The 14,908-nt window shown below is 51.9% G+C and carries 11 protein-coding genes; 4 read left to right on the top strand and 7 right to left on the bottom strand.

All coding sequences use genetic code 11. The features are described from left to right. Window positions 1–3 precede the first annotated feature (3 nt). The 7 genes from yhdP to csrD all read right to left on the bottom strand — a co-directional run bounded on the left by yhdP (window position 4) and on the right by csrD (window position 11,159). Window positions 4–3,864, bottom strand: a complete 3,861-nt coding sequence (yhdP, locus tag ACMV8I_RS12855) for an AsmA2 domain-containing protein YhdP (protein ID WP_498865606.1) — start codon at window positions 3,862–3,864, stop codon at window positions 4–6. A 104-nt stretch (window positions 3,865–3,968) separates the two neighbouring features. After that, a complete protein-coding gene (rng, locus tag ACMV8I_RS12850; protein ID WP_498865605.1) occupies window positions 3,969–5,438 on the bottom strand; it encodes a ribonuclease G in 1,470 nt (489 codons plus the stop codon). Beyond that, window positions 5,428–6,021: a Maf family protein gene (locus ACMV8I_RS12845; protein WP_498865704.1), complete on the bottom strand. Its 594-nt coding sequence runs from the start codon at window positions 6,019–6,021 to the stop codon at window positions 5,428–5,430. Before ACMV8I_RS12845 ends, rng begins: the two co-directional genes overlap by 11 nt. Before the next feature lie 7 nt (window positions 6,022–6,028). Continuing rightward, entirely contained in the window at window positions 6,029–6,517 is a 489-nt protein-coding gene (gene mreD, locus ACMV8I_RS12840; RefSeq protein WP_498865604.1) for a rod shape-determining protein MreD, read from the bottom strand. Continuing rightward, a complete protein-coding gene (mreC, locus tag ACMV8I_RS12835) occupies window positions 6,514–7,521 on the bottom strand; it encodes a rod shape-determining protein MreC (protein ID WP_498865603.1) in 1,008 nt (335 codons plus the stop codon). The genes mreD and mreC overlap by 4 nt, the downstream gene beginning before the upstream one ends. 276 nt (window positions 7,522–7,797) lie before the next feature. Next, window positions 7,798–8,841, bottom strand: coding sequence for a rod shape-determining protein MreB (gene mreB / locus ACMV8I_RS12830; RefSeq protein WP_498865602.1), 1,044 nt, complete (start codon window positions 8,839–8,841; stop codon window positions 7,798–7,800). A 380-nt stretch (window positions 8,842–9,221) separates the two neighbouring features. Then, window positions 9,222–11,159, bottom strand: a complete 1,938-nt coding sequence (csrD, locus tag ACMV8I_RS12825; protein ID WP_498865601.1) for an RNase E specificity factor CsrD — start codon at window positions 11,157–11,159, stop codon at window positions 9,222–9,224. Between the two features lie 249 nt (window positions 11,160–11,408). Here csrD and acuI point away from each other — a divergent pair, with 249 nt between their 5' ends. From acuI to aroQ, 4 genes are all read left to right on the top strand, one after another. Then, window positions 11,409–12,389, top strand: coding sequence for an acrylyl-CoA reductase (NADPH) (acuI, locus tag ACMV8I_RS12820; protein WP_498865600.1), 981 nt, complete (start codon window positions 11,409–11,411; stop codon window positions 12,387–12,389). 162 nt (window positions 12,390–12,551) lie between these two features. Next, window positions 12,552–13,553, top strand: coding sequence for a protein-methionine-sulfoxide reductase catalytic subunit MsrP (gene msrP / locus ACMV8I_RS12815; protein ID WP_498865599.1), 1,002 nt, complete (start codon window positions 12,552–12,554; stop codon window positions 13,551–13,553). A gap of 30 nt (window positions 13,554–13,583) precedes the next feature. Next, on the top strand, window positions 13,584–14,186 hold the full coding sequence (gene msrQ, locus ACMV8I_RS12810) for a protein-methionine-sulfoxide reductase heme-binding subunit MsrQ (RefSeq protein ID WP_498865598.1): 603 nt from the start codon (window positions 13,584–13,586) through the stop codon (window positions 14,184–14,186). A 241-nt stretch (window positions 14,187–14,427) separates the two neighbouring features. Further along, window positions 14,428–14,880, top strand: coding sequence for a type II 3-dehydroquinate dehydratase (aroQ, locus tag ACMV8I_RS12805; protein WP_498865597.1), 453 nt, complete (start codon window positions 14,428–14,430; stop codon window positions 14,878–14,880). Window positions 14,881–14,908 lie beyond the last annotated feature (28 nt).

Here is a 14,908-nt window from a genome sequence, read left to right as displayed (position 1 = left end):
ATTTCAGGGCACAGCAGCGGCGTGGGGCTCTTTTGCGGATATTGGCTGGCGAAGAACCTCATTAATTCTTGGTTCAGCGATGGTACCGTCAATGTGATAACGGATCAGCGAAATTTTATTCCACAGCGGCGCCAGTACTTTAGTCGCAGCAAATACCGCAGCCCCCACAATCGGGTTGATAACGAATGCCGTCGCCACACCGACCGTGGCAGAAATTTCTGGTGCGACCACGGCTTCCATATTCAGACGCTGGTTAACCAGATCAACGCTGCCGGTCATCGCGATATCGGCAGCAAGGCCGTCTACCAGCAGGTCATCAGTATGGATCACGCCATCTTTAATCCACGCCGTGGATTTGATGGAGTCAAAATAGAACCCTTTGCCAAAAGTATCGCTGAAATCCAGTTGTAGCTTACGCATCAGGGCATCGAAGCTCACCAGACGTAACAGCTGGCCAGCACGCCCACCGCCGAGGTCAACAATTTCACCTTTGCCCAGATCCGTTTTCATCGTGCCATTGAGCGTTTTCAGATCCGGCTTCCAGGGTATGGATTTCCAGTGCAGGTCAAAATCGATGTTAAACGGCGCACCGCGCAGCGGCGTGGTTACACCGAAGAATGAGGTGGCGGCTTCGACATCTTTGCCCGTCAGTTTGCCTTTCAGGCCGGTACTTTCTCCCGAGCCGTTCTGCTTCCAGTCGCCCTGCACATCCAGACGGACCACGCCGGTATCGATAAGGCCATTGCGCAGCGATAGCTGGTTACCCTCCGGTATCAGGTCCGCATTGACCCGGCGGAAACTCTGCCCCAGGAACCAGCACGCCTGACAACGCAGCTGCAACGCAGGCCAGCTGGCGAAGGAGATATTGTTCTCAGCAAAAGGATTCGACGAAGTTTTACCGCCGCTCGCCGCATCAGCTACGGTCCACTGCGGGTTAAAGTAGAGGTAACGTAAATCGGCTTTCCATGGGCCGCGGTCATCCATCATGAGCGTACCGTCGATCTCTTTACCCATCGCCGTAATGCTCATGCCGCTGCTGCTCTGGGTTGAGCGTAGCCGCAGATCGTTCCATACCTGGCCACCCAGCGTCAGTTGCGGCGTGGTCAGGGTTATTTCATGCGGGAAGCTGAACGCTGGCGCAAGCTCCTTGCTGGCCACTTTGCCATTACCGCCAGACTTGCCGGTGGCGGCGCTATCCGGTGACATCAGCGCCATCCAGCTTTCGCCATCGAGTGCCGGTAAATGTAGCGTCAGGCTGCTGGTCTGCGGCAACGCGGGGGTCTTCGGTGCGTTCATCTGCCAGGCGGCGCGATCGAGTTTTAACTGTTTGCCCAGCAGCCAGCGACTGTTAAAGCGGTCTTTCCCATCTACTACGCCGGTAAGATCAAAGCTTTTCAACCCACCTTTCACGTTTACACTGAGTGGCAGAGTATGGCCGGCCTTTTTATCTAACGGGCTGGGTAAGTGACTACTTACATTCTTCAGATCCGCACTGACTGCTACGTTGTAATTTGGTTCGCCTTTATGCGGCAAAGAGACATCAACAGTCCCTTTCCATGGGGCGCTGCCACTGATTTTTTTTGCGATAACGTCAGGTATGCCGGTGATTTTCGCCAGTTGCCAGTCCCCTTCCAACCCGACGTTAATCGTGTAATCGTCCGCCAGTTCGTGGGTGCTAAACTGAGTATTGAAGGGCTGACCGAACCAGTTACCGGAGAGCTGATTACTTTGCAAATTGCCGTTGTCATAGACGAACTGCCCGCTGAGGTGTTCCATCGTACTGTTCAACGACTTAATAAACAGGCTGTTATTGTTGAGATTGACGCCACCCGTGGCACGTACCATTTCGCCGTTGAGTGGAATATCTAAATGTAAGCGACCGCTTACATCGCCGCTGATCTGCAACTCTTCTAACGCGGCTCCCAGCGAGTCTTTCAGCGGGGTATCCATAAAGTAGGCACCGATATCTTTGCCCTCGCCGTTGATATCCGCATCAATGAACAGTTTTTCTTTCAGATAGTCCGGGATATTGGCGACAACATTGTTCCCATCCACTTTACCCAGTTTGGTATTGGCCGCCTTCATAAAGAGACCGTCATTGAGAAAGTCGAGGTCAATATCCAGATTGGTCAGCGCCGGCCACTCCGGCTGGAACGCAAATGTCGAATGTCGCAGCGGTACCCAGACCTGGAACTGACCTTCATTATTTTTGAACGGGAAATACTGCGGATCACCGTTAAACGTCAGCGTAGCGTTATCAACCTGCCCGCCCTGAATCGCACCGGAGAGGTAATCTACCAGATGTTTACCCATCAGGGTTTCAGGGAAATAGCGCCAGGCCTGGCTGGCATCGTACAGACGAATACCGGTCAAAATATTCAGCCATGGCTGTCCGTTGGCAGGGCTGTCATAGTGGAAGTCGCCGTGCGCCCAAAGCGCGTTGGCTTTTACATCCACACCTTTGGCCCACAAACCCCATCCGCTTTTATCATTACTCCAGTCGAACGTACCTTGTGCGGAACTAACCTCCAGCGGTGCACGAAACATTTCGCCATACGGCAGAGTGCTATCCTGCAAATTCACGGTCAGTTGGCCGCGCTGCACGCTGCCTTTCAAAGCGCCACTGAAATGGTTGATGCCCGGCAGTAATTTCCAGCGCTGCCAGTTAACATCATGCCATTGGGCATCAAAGCGAGTGTGATCGGGCTGATTGAGCGGAATGTCGAGAGCCAGCGCATCAATCATTCCCTGGGGCTGCAGATCCTGCCAGCGCTCCAGCAGCTCCGGCGTCAGGAATGAGAAGGTTGGAATGATCGGGCCAAGCCGTTCAAGCTGCAACTGGGTAGCGCGCAGACGTATTTCCTCACCCTGCGAGGGTCCGAGGAACGCATTATTTTCCGGCAAATACAGTGCGCTAAAGGTGCCTTTTGGCCACGCTTGCCCGTCCGTTTTGAGATTGAGCTGTTTGGTCTCCAGCTGCCAGCCGTTGCCTTGCCGACTGCCGTGCAGCGTCAGATTTTCAACATCCAACCGGTGGTCCTGACCTTCACTTGCCCATGTCGCCGCACCCTTTTTCACCCAGACATCGCCAGCGTAGATATCGCCATTGCGTACCGTAAGCCAGGCTGCAAGGCTAAAATCAGCGCTTTCTAATCCGGTGTTACTGCGCAGCCAGCGGCTGAACCAGGGTTTCATATCAATATCGTCGGCCTGCAGGTAAACTTTTCCGTTATTGAGCAGGCCGTTATTGTCGTTAAGATCCATGCGTAGTTGAACGACGCCGTGCTGTCCGTTAAAACTCGACAGGCTCACCAATCCTTCGGCACGATGGCGGTTATGGCTGTTCAGCCACGTCAGCTGTGGGATAGAAATTTCGGCACGCGGCCCGGAGGGCGTCAGGAATGAGATACGGCTGTCGCGCAGATCAAAATGGTCGACCTGTTTGAGGAAAATATTACTGATACGGTTGGCTTCGAAACCTTTACTGTCTTTGGCGTTACCGCCAAAAGTGGCGTTACTATCCAGATCGAGGTTGTAGAACGTCAGGTCACGAAACTGCCAGCGCATATGCAGTAAAGACTGCCAGACATCGAGCGCCAGCGTAACGCGCTCTACGTTAACTGAGGCATCAGGCAAGGTCACGCTGAGCTTTTTCAGCTCCAGCGTCGGCCCAAAGGTTTGCCAGTTACCGCTGATTTGTTCGAGGCTAATCGGCACGCCGGTGATAGACTGTACCTTGTTAACCAACTGCCCCTGGAAGCGATGGAGCTGAGGTAAAGCCAGACGCAAACCACTGATCGTCAAGGCAACAATCACAATAATGGTTGCGCAAGTGGTTAACAGTATCCCGGGCAGTCGCCTCAAACTTATCTCCTTGTACCCCATTCTGCAACGGTATTGACCACGCAGACTGCAATAGAAATTACTCCCCTACTCGCTTCATGCTAGTCTCATGAAGCGAGTAGGGATCACATCATCACGACGTCGAACTGCTCTTGGTTATAGAGTGGTTCAATCTGAACTTTCACCTGCTTACCGACAAAAATTTCCACTTCGGCCAGCGCGTGGGACTCTTCGCTTTTCAGCGCTTCGCCGACGGCCGCAGAGGCGTATATCAGGAAACGATCGGCATCATAGGCATGATGAACCCGCACGATTTCTCGCAGTATTTCATAACATACCGTTTCGACCGTTTTCACCGTGCCGCGGCCGTGGCAGGTCGGGCAACCACTGCACAACACGTGTTCCACGCTTTCACGGGTACGTTTACGCGTCATTTCAACCAAGCCGAGCGCGGAGAAACCGTGGACACCTGTTTTCACGCGATCTTTCGACAATGCCTGCTCGAGAGAGTGCAATACACGACGGCGATGTTCTTCATTCGACATATCAATGAAGTCTATGATGATAATACCGCCAAGATTACGCAGACGCAGTTGGCGGGCAATAGCCTGAGTAGCCTCAGCATTGGTATTGAAGATGGTTTCTTCGAGATTGCGATGACCGACAAATGCCCCCGTATTGATATCTACAGTGGTCATGGCTTCGGTCTGATCGAAAATAAGGTAACCTCCTGACTTGAGTTCGACTTTACGCTCCAGCGCGCGCTGGATTTCGTTCTCAACATCAAAGAGGTCAAAAATAGGCTGCTTGCCGTTGTAATGCTCAAGTTTGGCCGTCATTTCCGGAATGTATTCACTGGTGAACTCCACCAGTAATTCATAGGTTAGACGCGAGTCAACGCGGATCCGGTCCAGCGCTTCACCGGCAAAATCACGTAACACGCGGTGCGCCAGCGCCAGTTCACCATACAGTTTGCACTTAGTTTTGTTGCGGCGTTTGCGCTCCATCACTTTGGTCCACAAACGCTTGAGGAAAGCGGCGTCCTGTTTCAGTTCTTCTTCGCCCACGCCTTCAGCCGCAGTGCGGATGATGTAGCCACCGTGCTCATCACAATATTCTGATACTACTTTTTTCAGACGATCGCGTTCTGTTTCGCTTTCAATACGTTGCGATACGCCAACGTGCGATGCACCCGGCATGAAAACCAAATAACGTGAAGGCAACGTGATATCGGTGGTCAGGCGTGCACCTTTGGTGCCCAACGGATCTTTTACCACCTGCACCATCAGATCCTGGCCCTGATGCACCAGCTCTACGATGTCACGTACATTGAAATGTTTCTGCTCATCACGCGCCACACATTCAGTGTGTGGCATGATATCTGATGCGTGTAAAAAGGCCGCTTTCTCTAAGCCAATATCTACAAAAGCCGCCTGCATGCCCGGAAGAACCCGGCTAACGCGCCCTTTGTATATATTGCCCGCAATACCGCGCTTGGCTTCACGCTCAATGTGGATCTCTTGCAAAATACCACCGTCAATGTAAGCCACCCGCGTTTCCGACGGGGTTACATTAACCAGTAATTCAGCTGTCATGCTTTCTCCTAAGCTCGCGTAATGCAACAAAGTCACCAAACAGTTCCTGAGTTTCCACCAGAGGAAGTCCCATCACTGCGTAGTAACTGCCGCGAATTTCACGGACGAAACAACCGCCCTTTCCCTGAATACCGTATGCACCCGCTTTATCCATGGGTTCTCCGCTCAGAATATAGTGCTGAATATCCTCGGCGGATAGTGAGCGAAAGGTGACATCAGTCACAACCAGCGTACTGCGGTGAATATTTCTATCTGCCAAAGCAACAGCGGTCATCACCTGATGCTGACGACCGGAGAGCGCAGCAAGCATTTGAGCTGCCTGAGTTTCATCCTGCGGTTTTTCCAATACCTTGCCATCGAGGACCACAATAGTATCCGCGCCCAGCACCGGAAAATCTTGCGGAGCAACTTTCACCCCAGCCTGCGCTTTTTCACAAGCCAGCCTGACAGCGTAGGCGGCCGGCGCTTCGCCAGGCTGCTGTTCTTCCGCAACATCAATAACCAGACGCTCAAATGCGTATTCAAGAACGGCAAGTAACTCGCTGCGGCGCGGTGAACCAGAAGCCAGATAAAGTACGGTCATCATTTCCTCATCGAACAGCGAACTGACGGCGGATCTTACGCATCAGCAGGAACAGCCATGGCCACAAAATACCATCCACCACGCTGCTCCAAAAAACTTCAGGGTGGAACGAAACGTTAACCACCAAAAACTCGGCCCAGAAAACCACCAGATCAACAGCCAGCGAGAGCAACATGACAATTAATGCCTGCTGCCAAAGCGCCATATTACGGAATAACTGAAATTTGAACGCCACCAGGTAAGCCGTCATCGCCAGCGCCAAAGCGCGAACGCCCAGAGTAGAACCGAGGATAAGATCCATCACAAACCCGACGATAAAACCCGATCCCACGTTAACCCGGTGCGGTAAGGCCATAACCCAATAAATCAGGATAAGCATTAGCCAGGATGGGCGGAACATGTAGATCTCTTGGGGCCATGGCATCACCTGCAATAACATGGCTATCAGAAAGGATAGCCAAATTATCCAGCGCCCGTGGCTCCGGTAGTGATTCATTGCCGGCTCCCGGCGGCAGGCCGTGGCGATACTGGCGTAGTGACAGTACCGGTCGCAGGCTGCGGAACCGGCGCCGGTGGGCCCATATCACCCGGAGGTGGCAGTACCTGCGGCATCATTTGCATCAGACGCTCGTTGGCAACGCGATGAACTTCTTCAGGAGGTAACGGTTTGTCCCCGTTACGATCCGAACCCCACAGCAGTAACAGATAACGCAGACGTTGCAGACCCGCCGTCGGTCGCGCCTGAATCACCGTGTAAGCACGTTGATTATCGACTTTAACCGAAGAGACGACGGCAACGGGATACCCTTCAGGGAAGCGCCCGCCCAGACCAGACGTCACCAGCACATCACCCACGCGAATATCGGTATTGCTGGGTAAGTGTTCAAGTTGAAGGTCGTCTGTACAGCCACTGCCGGCGGCAATGACGCGGATATCATTACGTAATACCTGAATCGGCAAAGCGTGCGAGGCGTCGCAGATCAATAATACGCGACTGGTCAGAGCACCCACGGCAACCACCTGCCCAACCACGCCTTTATCACTGATCACCGGCTGACCGACATACACCCCTTTTTGGCTGCCCTGATCGATAACTACCTGGTCGCTGTAAGGATCATCACTGGTCGACAGAACCTGCGCCACCATCTTGTGCTCATCCTGACGCAACGGTGAACCTAGTAATTCGCGTAAGCGGGCGTTTTCCTGTTTGAACTGACCAAGCAACATCAGATCGCTGTTTTTGAGCAGCAACTCCTGACGCAATGCGCGGTTTTCGAGTTCAAGGGATTGACGGGTCGCAAACGTGTTGGAGATCTGATCCAGGAATTCACGCGGAGCATTTGACAAAAAATAGAAAGGGCTGACGGCAGTGTCCATATAGGTACGGATCTTGACGAACGTACCTATTTTACTGTCGGCAAAAATCAGGACGATGGCAATGAGAATAGCCAAAAAAAGTCGCAGCTGCAGGGAAGGTCCCCGGCTAAAAATCGGCTTCATAAAATATGCGAGTTCCTCGGCAACAAAAGGTATCAGCCAATCGAAGTGAAAGACAACCCTGGTAGATAAAGCAGCAAGCGAATGAGATCGCGCGCAACCTGCCTGAATAATTGCTCATTCAGGCAGATCAGCGCTCGACACCAATTTGACACTGCATACTTTAACGCAGCAGGTTTCACCAGATTGACAGTCACCTTTGCGGGCAAAACCAATCTTCGCTAAATAGAGTCTTTGCTAAAACGAGCTTCGCTGAAACTCTAACGCTTTTCGCTCAGACTACTCTTCGCTGAATAAGTCGCCGCCGTGCATGTCGATCATTTCCAACGCTTTACCGCCGCCACGAGCAACGCAGGTCAGCGGATCTTCCGCGATAATCACCGGAATACCGGTCTCTTCCATCAGCAGGCGATCGAGGTTACGCAGCAATGCGCCACCACCGGTCAGAACCATACCGCGCTCGGAGATGTCGGAAGCGAGTTCTGGTGGACACTGTTCCAGAGCAACCATCACCGCGCTAACGATGCCAGTCAGAGGCTCTTGCAATGCTTCCAGAATTTCGTTTGAATTCAATGTAAAGCCACGCGGGACGCCTTCAGCCAGGTTACGACCACGGACTTCGATCTCGTGAACTTCATCACCCGGGTAAGCAGAACCGATACCGTGCTTAATGCGTTCAGCCGTTGCTTCACCAATCAATGAGCCATAGTTACGACGCACATAATTTATGATGGCTTCGTCGAAGCGGTCACCGCCGATGCGTACAGAAGAAGAGTACACCACGCCGTTCAGCGAGATGACGGCCACTTCTGTGGTACCACCGCCGATATCAACAACCATAGAGCCGGTTGCTTCAGAAACAGGTAAACCTGCACCGATCGCTGCGGCCATTGGCTCTTCAATCAGAAACACCTCACGCGCGCCCGCACCTTGTGCAGATTCACGGATAGCACGACGTTCAACCTGCGTTGCGCCGACTGGCACACAGACCAGCACGCGCGGACTTGGGCGCAGGAAGCTGTTGCTGTGAACTTGTTTGATGAAGTGTTGCAGCATTTTTTCGGTTACGAAAAAGTCAGCGATAACGCCATCTTTCATCGGGCGAATAGCCGCAATATTACCTGGCGTACGACCGAGCATCTGTTTAGCATCATGGCCGACGGCCGCAACGCTTTTAGGTGAACCAGCACGATCCTGACGAATAGCCACAACTGATGGCTCATTCAGCACGATGCCTTGTCCTTTTACATAGATGAGGGTATTGGCGGTACCCAGGTCGATGGACAAGTCGTTGGAAAACATGCCACGAAATTTCTTAAACATAACGAAAGGATAATCCTGCTAGCTGGGGGCGAAAAATAAAATCCGCCTACTTTACCAACCACGCGAAGCAGCGACAAGGCGCAAAAAAACGTCCCGCTTCGGTGAAATTGTCCACGATGTCGGTGGCTTAACCTGCAGTTACTCTGACTGCAAAACACCCCGCATTCAATTCCATAACCCAGATTCATCCAGATTCAGAGAGTTTGATTGCAGATCTTTTGCAGGAATAAACAAAAGCACCAACACCGCACATGAATTCTTGCACTTACACCGGAATCCCCTGAAAAAGCAAGCGGCTTGAGATACAAGGCACACTTTCTTTGACAAGAACCGATTAAAGGCTGTGTCATTCTACGTTAAATATTCCCATTACAGTCAGTTTAAACGTCACCGTTGTGTGAATATTTTTTGCTGACAGGCTCGACGGCTTGTGGACCGGCAAAAAAATCACCCTGCCCACCGTGAATGCCCTTTTCAACCAGCACCGCCCACTCTTCTTTAGTTCGCACACCCGAGGCAAATACTTTAGCGTGCGTTCCCTCACATGCGCTGATCAGACTTTGCACAAACAGCTGATTTTCAATCCTCTTCTCAATATCCCGTACCAATCCGGGATGGAGTTTTACGCAATCCACTGGGAAAGTTTTGAGATAAGAGGTACTGACAACCGTCAAACCCGCCTGAGAAACAGCAAGACGGCATCCCATTCCCTTCAGCAAGCGTATCGCTGGACGCAACTTGTCGATATGTTGACAGAGATCTGCCTCTGCAAGTTCAATCAATATTCGCTTACGCTGCTTTTTTTCACACTGCAGGAGCGTATCACGCAACCAACGGATAAAAGAGCGCTGCAATAATGAATCAACCGTCAGGTGAAATGCCAACGTTTCGTCCGCCCAGTGAGTGAGTAACGGAATAATCTGAGACAGCATTTGTCGATCATAACTTTGCGACATCCCGAACTGCACCACCAGCGGTATAAACTCCGCTGCTAACAGCTCTTGTTCGCCATCAAAAATACGCCGCTGTACTTCACGATGATCCAATGGGCCCTCTGTAAGGTATGCCGGTTTCTGATAAAGGCGCGGACCGCCGCGCGCTAAGGTATTTTCCAGTAAAGTGCGCCATTTGACGCTTCCCCGCGCTTTCTCAGGCACTTTTCTATCGTAAATCAGCCAACTGTTGCTGCCCTGGAACGCTGCGTTGCGGGTCGCCTGTTCAGCATAATCCATCACTTCTTCTGGTAGTTGGCTATAACGATAGGCACTGATACCGATATAAAGCAGTGCATCGCGATCGATATTATTGGAAGCAGGTAGTGTGCCAAGAGCATTGACCAGTTGAGCCGCCATGACCTCAGCCTCTTTCAGGCTACGGTGCGGAAGCATTACCGCGAAATCAGTGTGGAAGTAGCGGGCCAGCAACGCGTCGGAATAACGCATAACAAAGGTAGAGAGAAGATTGACCATCGCTGAGCGCAGTTCGTCGACGGGGCGCTGGCCGTGCGTATCACGCAGCGTATCGAAGTCCGGCAAACGGAGCAGCATAACAATACCGTGAGCGCCCTCTTCTTCCAATTGAGTGGCGAGCTGATTATCAAAAAATAACCGGTTACTCAACCCGGTCTGTGAATCCTGCTGTGCGAAGGCGCGGATCAGGGTGTCCACGCGACTGCGCTGTTCGCGGGCTTCACTCAGGTCGGTCAGAAGTAAATCAATAGCGCTGCTGACAACGGGTGGCCACTCGGTAATATCCCCCCGGGTCAGTTCATCACGCTCCCCACGCAAAATACGGGATGCCCTGACTTCGAGCCTCTCCAGCCCGGCAGTTTCCACACGCAACCAGCGAAAACTAAGCAACACGGCGATGATCATCAACACGATGGTCACGCTGATGACAACGGTGGGAAGCATTGCGCGGGTATAAGTGCCGATGGGGTCAACATAGACAATGCGCATTGACATCGCCGGATGCTGTATTAAAGGCAGTACGGTGGTGATGCGATTCGGATAACTGTTTTCCCATGCGCTATCCATATCCAACGCCTCTCGGTATGAGAAAAGCGTGTTTTGGTTCTCGATAATTGTCACTTCGGAAATATCAAGCATACGCATCGCCGTGGGCATCCAGTGCTCCGGCTGCTGTGGAGAATGAGAAAGAAGAGATTGATCGTAGATTGCCGCCAATGTGCGTAAATGTTGTTCGGTATAGTGCTTGTTTAAAAAGACAAAACTGAAGGTGACACCGAGCAACATTAATAGCATTGCCAATGTGACCAAAATGGAGATTAATGCCGCCAGTCTGTTAGTAAATCGCATCCCTGTGCCTTACACGCTACTGTGCTAATAAATGAGGTCATGCCCGTAAAAGCCTTTCACCACGGACCGTCATTGAAAGGCCACTACTATAAAGCATCAGTGTTACAAGTCCGGTAAAGAGTTGTGAGTAAGGCTCTGGTTAACCGCACCATAATTGTCTCATGTCAGCCCCTCAAGCTTAGGGTGAGTTATATTCATAGCATAGCAACTGCATAATCGGTCAATTCAGAATTCTTATGGAGATGAGTAATGCGAGCACTTTTATTAGAGCAGAATGACGGCAAAACGGTATCGTCCGTTGGAAAAATCAGCGCAGAACAGCTGCCCGAAGGCGATGTGACCGTCGATATTGACTGGTCGAGTCTGAATTATAAAGACGCCATGGCCATTACCGGGACGGGCAAAATTATTCGTGATTTCCCGATGGTTCCTGGGATAGATTTCGCCGGGCGCATCAGTAGCAGCCAGGACAAGCGCTACAGCGTCGGGCAACAAGTGGTGCTTACCGGTTGGGGCGTAGGAGAAACCCATTGGGGTGGACTGGCGGAACAGGCCCGCGTCAAAAGTGACTGGCTGGTGTCGTTGCCAGAAGGCCTAGAAGCACGCAATGCCATGATTATCGGTACTGCGGGTTTTACAGCGATGCTGTGCGTGATGGCCCTTGAGGAAGGCGGCATACTGCCCGACAGCGGTGAAGTCATTGTCAGCGGTGCCAGCGGTGGGGTCGGCAGTACGGCAGTCACTCTGCTCGCAACGCTGGGTTACAACGTCGTCGCCATCAGCGGACGCACCAACAATACCGATTACCTGACTCAACTTGGCGCCAAACGGGTGTTGACCCGCGAAGAGTTCAGCCAAGAGGGCCGCGCACTGGATAAGCAACGTTGGGCTGGCGCTATTGACACCGTCGGCGGCCAAACTCTGGCGACGCTGCTTTCGCAAACTGTTTATGGCGGTACTGTTGCGGCCTGTGGTCTGGCGGGGGGTTATCAGCTTCCAACCACGGTCATGCCTTTTATTCTGCGCAATGTGCGTCTGCAAGGCGTTGACTCAGTGATGTGTCCACTGCACCGGCGCATGGACGCCTGGGAGCGCCTGGCACAAACATTACCAGCATCATTCTATGAGCAGGCGGCGACAGAAATCAGCCTCGAGCAAGTCACTGAAACTGCCGCCGGGATCATGGCCAATACCGTAACAGGTCGAACGCTGGTAAGAGTGCGTGAATAAAACCGCCAATTAATACCACGGGCGTCGCTTGCGGCGCTCATGTGTGAAAATTATCTTCCTCTCTGAAATTTCCTATTTTCTAACACTAACTCGCTAAATCGACGTTCACCCGCCATTATTTAGTCATATTGATCAATAACTATAATGATACCGGAGCAGGTGATGAATAAACTTCGCAAACTGACCGAGGCGGACGTCACGCCGGAAAGTATTTTTCACGACCGGCGCAAAGTACTGCAGGCGCTAGGGATAAGTGCTGCTGCACTGGCATTGCCGCAAAGCGCGAAAGCCGATGTGCTCTCCTGGTTTAAGGGTCACGACCGCCCAAAAGCCGCAGCCGGTAAACCACTCGACTTCACTAAGCCCGCTGCCTACCAAAATGATTTAACGCTAACGCCAGAAGATAAAGTCACCGGCTACAACAACTTTTATGAATTTGGGCTGGATAAAGCCGATCCGGCAGCGAACGCTGGCCAGTTGGTCACCTCTCCCTGGAAAATTGTCATTGATGGCGAAGTCGGCAAACCAATCACGCTCGATATGGACGACATCATGAAACGCTTTCCGCTGGAACAACGCATTTACCGGATGCGCTGCGTCGAAGCCTGGTCGATGGTTGTGCCCTGGATTGGTTTCCAGCTGAGCAACATTATTAAGCTGGCTGAACCCACCGGCAATGCACGATTTGTAGCCTTCAAAACGCTGTATGACCCGGAGCAGATGCCGGGCCAAAAAGACCGTTTTATCGGCGGTGGACTGGATTACCCTTACGTGGAAGGTCTGCGCATGGATGAAGCGATGAATCCGCTGACCATGCTGACCGTGGGCGTTTATGGCAAGGCGTTGCCTCCGCAAAACGGCGCACCGATCCGCCTGACCGTGCCGTGGAAGTATGGTTTTAAAGGCATTAAATCGATAGTAAACATTAGTCTGACAAAAAATCAGCCGCCGACGACCTGGAACCAGATCGCTACCAATGAATACGGTTTTTATGCCAACGTCAATCCGCACGTTGACCATCCGCGCTGGTCGCAGGCGACGGAACGCTTCATTGGCTCCGGCGGCATTCTGGATGTTAAACGCCAACCAACGCTGCTGTTTAACGGCTACGCAGAACAAGTTGTCTCGATGTACCGCGGACTGGATCTGCGTACCAATTATTGATTTCAGGAGTGAATTGATGAGGGAACCTCAATGCGGCGTTTGAGTCTGACACACATTAAATGGCTGAAAGTTGTTATCTATCTGGCGGCTTTTTTGCCGTTTCTGTGGCTATTATTGTCGATCAATCAGGGCTGGTTCAGCGCCGACCCTGCAAAAGACATCCAGCATTTTACCGGACGAATGACGCTTAAATTACTGTTAGCGACCCTGCTTATTACGCCAGTGGCCCGTTATGGCAAGCAACCGCTGCTGATCCGTGTGCGCCGTCTGGTCGGTCTGTGGTGCTTTGCCTGGGGAACCCTGCATCTTCTGAGTTATTCATTCCTCGAACTGGGGATCAACAATCTGGCGTTACTGGGCAGTGAACTGATTTCCCGGCCTTACCTGACACTTGGCATTATCAGCTGGCTCATCTTGCTGACGCTCGCTTGCACCTCAACGTTATGGTCGCAACGTAAGTTAGGTGCAAAATGGCAAACCCTGCATAACTTTATCTATGTGGTCGCCATTCTGGCCCCGATCCACTATATCTGGTCAGTTAAAATCCTATCGCCACAGCCTGTCATTTATGCGGTAATTGCTGCTATCTTGTTAGCATTACGCTACAAAAAGTTCCGCCAGTGGCTGCGGTAGGCAGCGGAACTTTTCTGTGTTCTACCCCTCATAATCCCGTAGTCAGAACCCTCAGTTGCACTCTGAGGGTTGATTATCTTCGCTGATAAGACCAGTATTTAGCTGCGAATTGCCACGATATCATTATAATGCCCGACCTTATGCTGAAAAGCAGGGCTGATTTTCCGCGAAATAGGTGACAAATCGGTGACGTCAGGGTATTTTCTACAATCTTGGTCTAATTGCCGGAGATAGGCTCACAATGGCGGATAAGTTTGACATTTTGCTACTAAACGGTCCTAACCTGAATTTGTTAGGGACACGTGAGCCTGAAACTTACGGAAGCACCACGCTCAACGATATTGTTAAAGGTTTAGAACAGCAGGCCGCGGCGGCAAACGTTGCGCTCAGCCATCTGCAATCTAACGCAGAGCATCTCCTGATTGATAGGATCCATCAGGCACGCGGAAACACCGATTTTATCTTGATCAACCCCGCAGCCTTTACCCATACCAGCGTGGCGCTGCGTGATGCGTTGCTGGCAGTGCAGATCCCATTCATTGAGATCCATCTGTCGAACGTTCACGCACGAGAACCTTTTCGGCACCACTCCTATCTATCTGATATCGCAGTGGGCGTTATCTGCGGACTTGGCGCAGATGGCTACCATTTTGCTTTACAGGCAGCGGTTAACCGCCTGTCTAAAACCCATTAATTTTTTCGCAACAAGAGTACGGAATCAC

Origin of the sequence: Ewingella sp. S1.OA.A_B6 (assembly GCF_049889095.1) — a bacterium.
Lineage (GTDB): Bacteria > Pseudomonadota > Gammaproteobacteria > Enterobacterales > Enterobacteriaceae > Ewingella.
The sequence above is the reverse complement of the archived record's forward strand: the minus strand, read 5'-3'. Positions and strand labels throughout refer to the sequence as shown.

Bases quoted from the DNA above. Each gene is read 5' to 3' on its own strand.
- aroQ (WP_498865597.1), top strand. From the start codon at position 14,428: ATGGCGGATAAGTTTGACATTTTGCTACTAAACGGTCCTAACCTGAAT.
- acuI (WP_498865600.1), top strand. From the start codon at position 11,409: ATGCGAGCACTTTTATTAGAGCAGAATGACGGCAAAACGGTATCGTCC.
- mreD (WP_498865604.1), bottom strand. From the start codon at position 6,517: ATGAATCACTACCGGAGCCACGGGCGCTGGATAATTTGGCTATCCTTT.
- msrP (WP_498865599.1), top strand. From the start codon at position 12,552: ATGAATAAACTTCGCAAACTGACCGAGGCGGACGTCACGCCGGAAAGT.
- rng (WP_498865605.1), bottom strand. From the start codon at position 5,438: ATGACAGCTGAATTACTGGTTAATGTAACCCCGTCGGAAACGCGGGTG.
- msrQ (WP_498865598.1), top strand. From the start codon at position 13,584: ATGCGGCGTTTGAGTCTGACACACATTAAATGGCTGAAAGTTGTTATC.
- mreB (WP_498865602.1), bottom strand. From the start codon at position 8,841: ATGTTTAAGAAATTTCGTGGCATGTTTTCCAACGACTTGTCCATCGAC.
- ACMV8I_RS12845 (WP_498865704.1), bottom strand. From the start codon at position 6,021: ATGACCGTACTTTATCTGGCTTCTGGTTCACCGCGCCGCAGCGAGTTA.
- mreC (WP_498865603.1), bottom strand. From the start codon at position 7,521: ATGAAGCCGATTTTTAGCCGGGGACCTTCCCTGCAGCTGCGACTTTTT.
- csrD (WP_498865601.1), bottom strand. From the start codon at position 11,159: ATGCGATTTACTAACAGACTGGCGGCATTAATCTCCATTTTGGTCACA.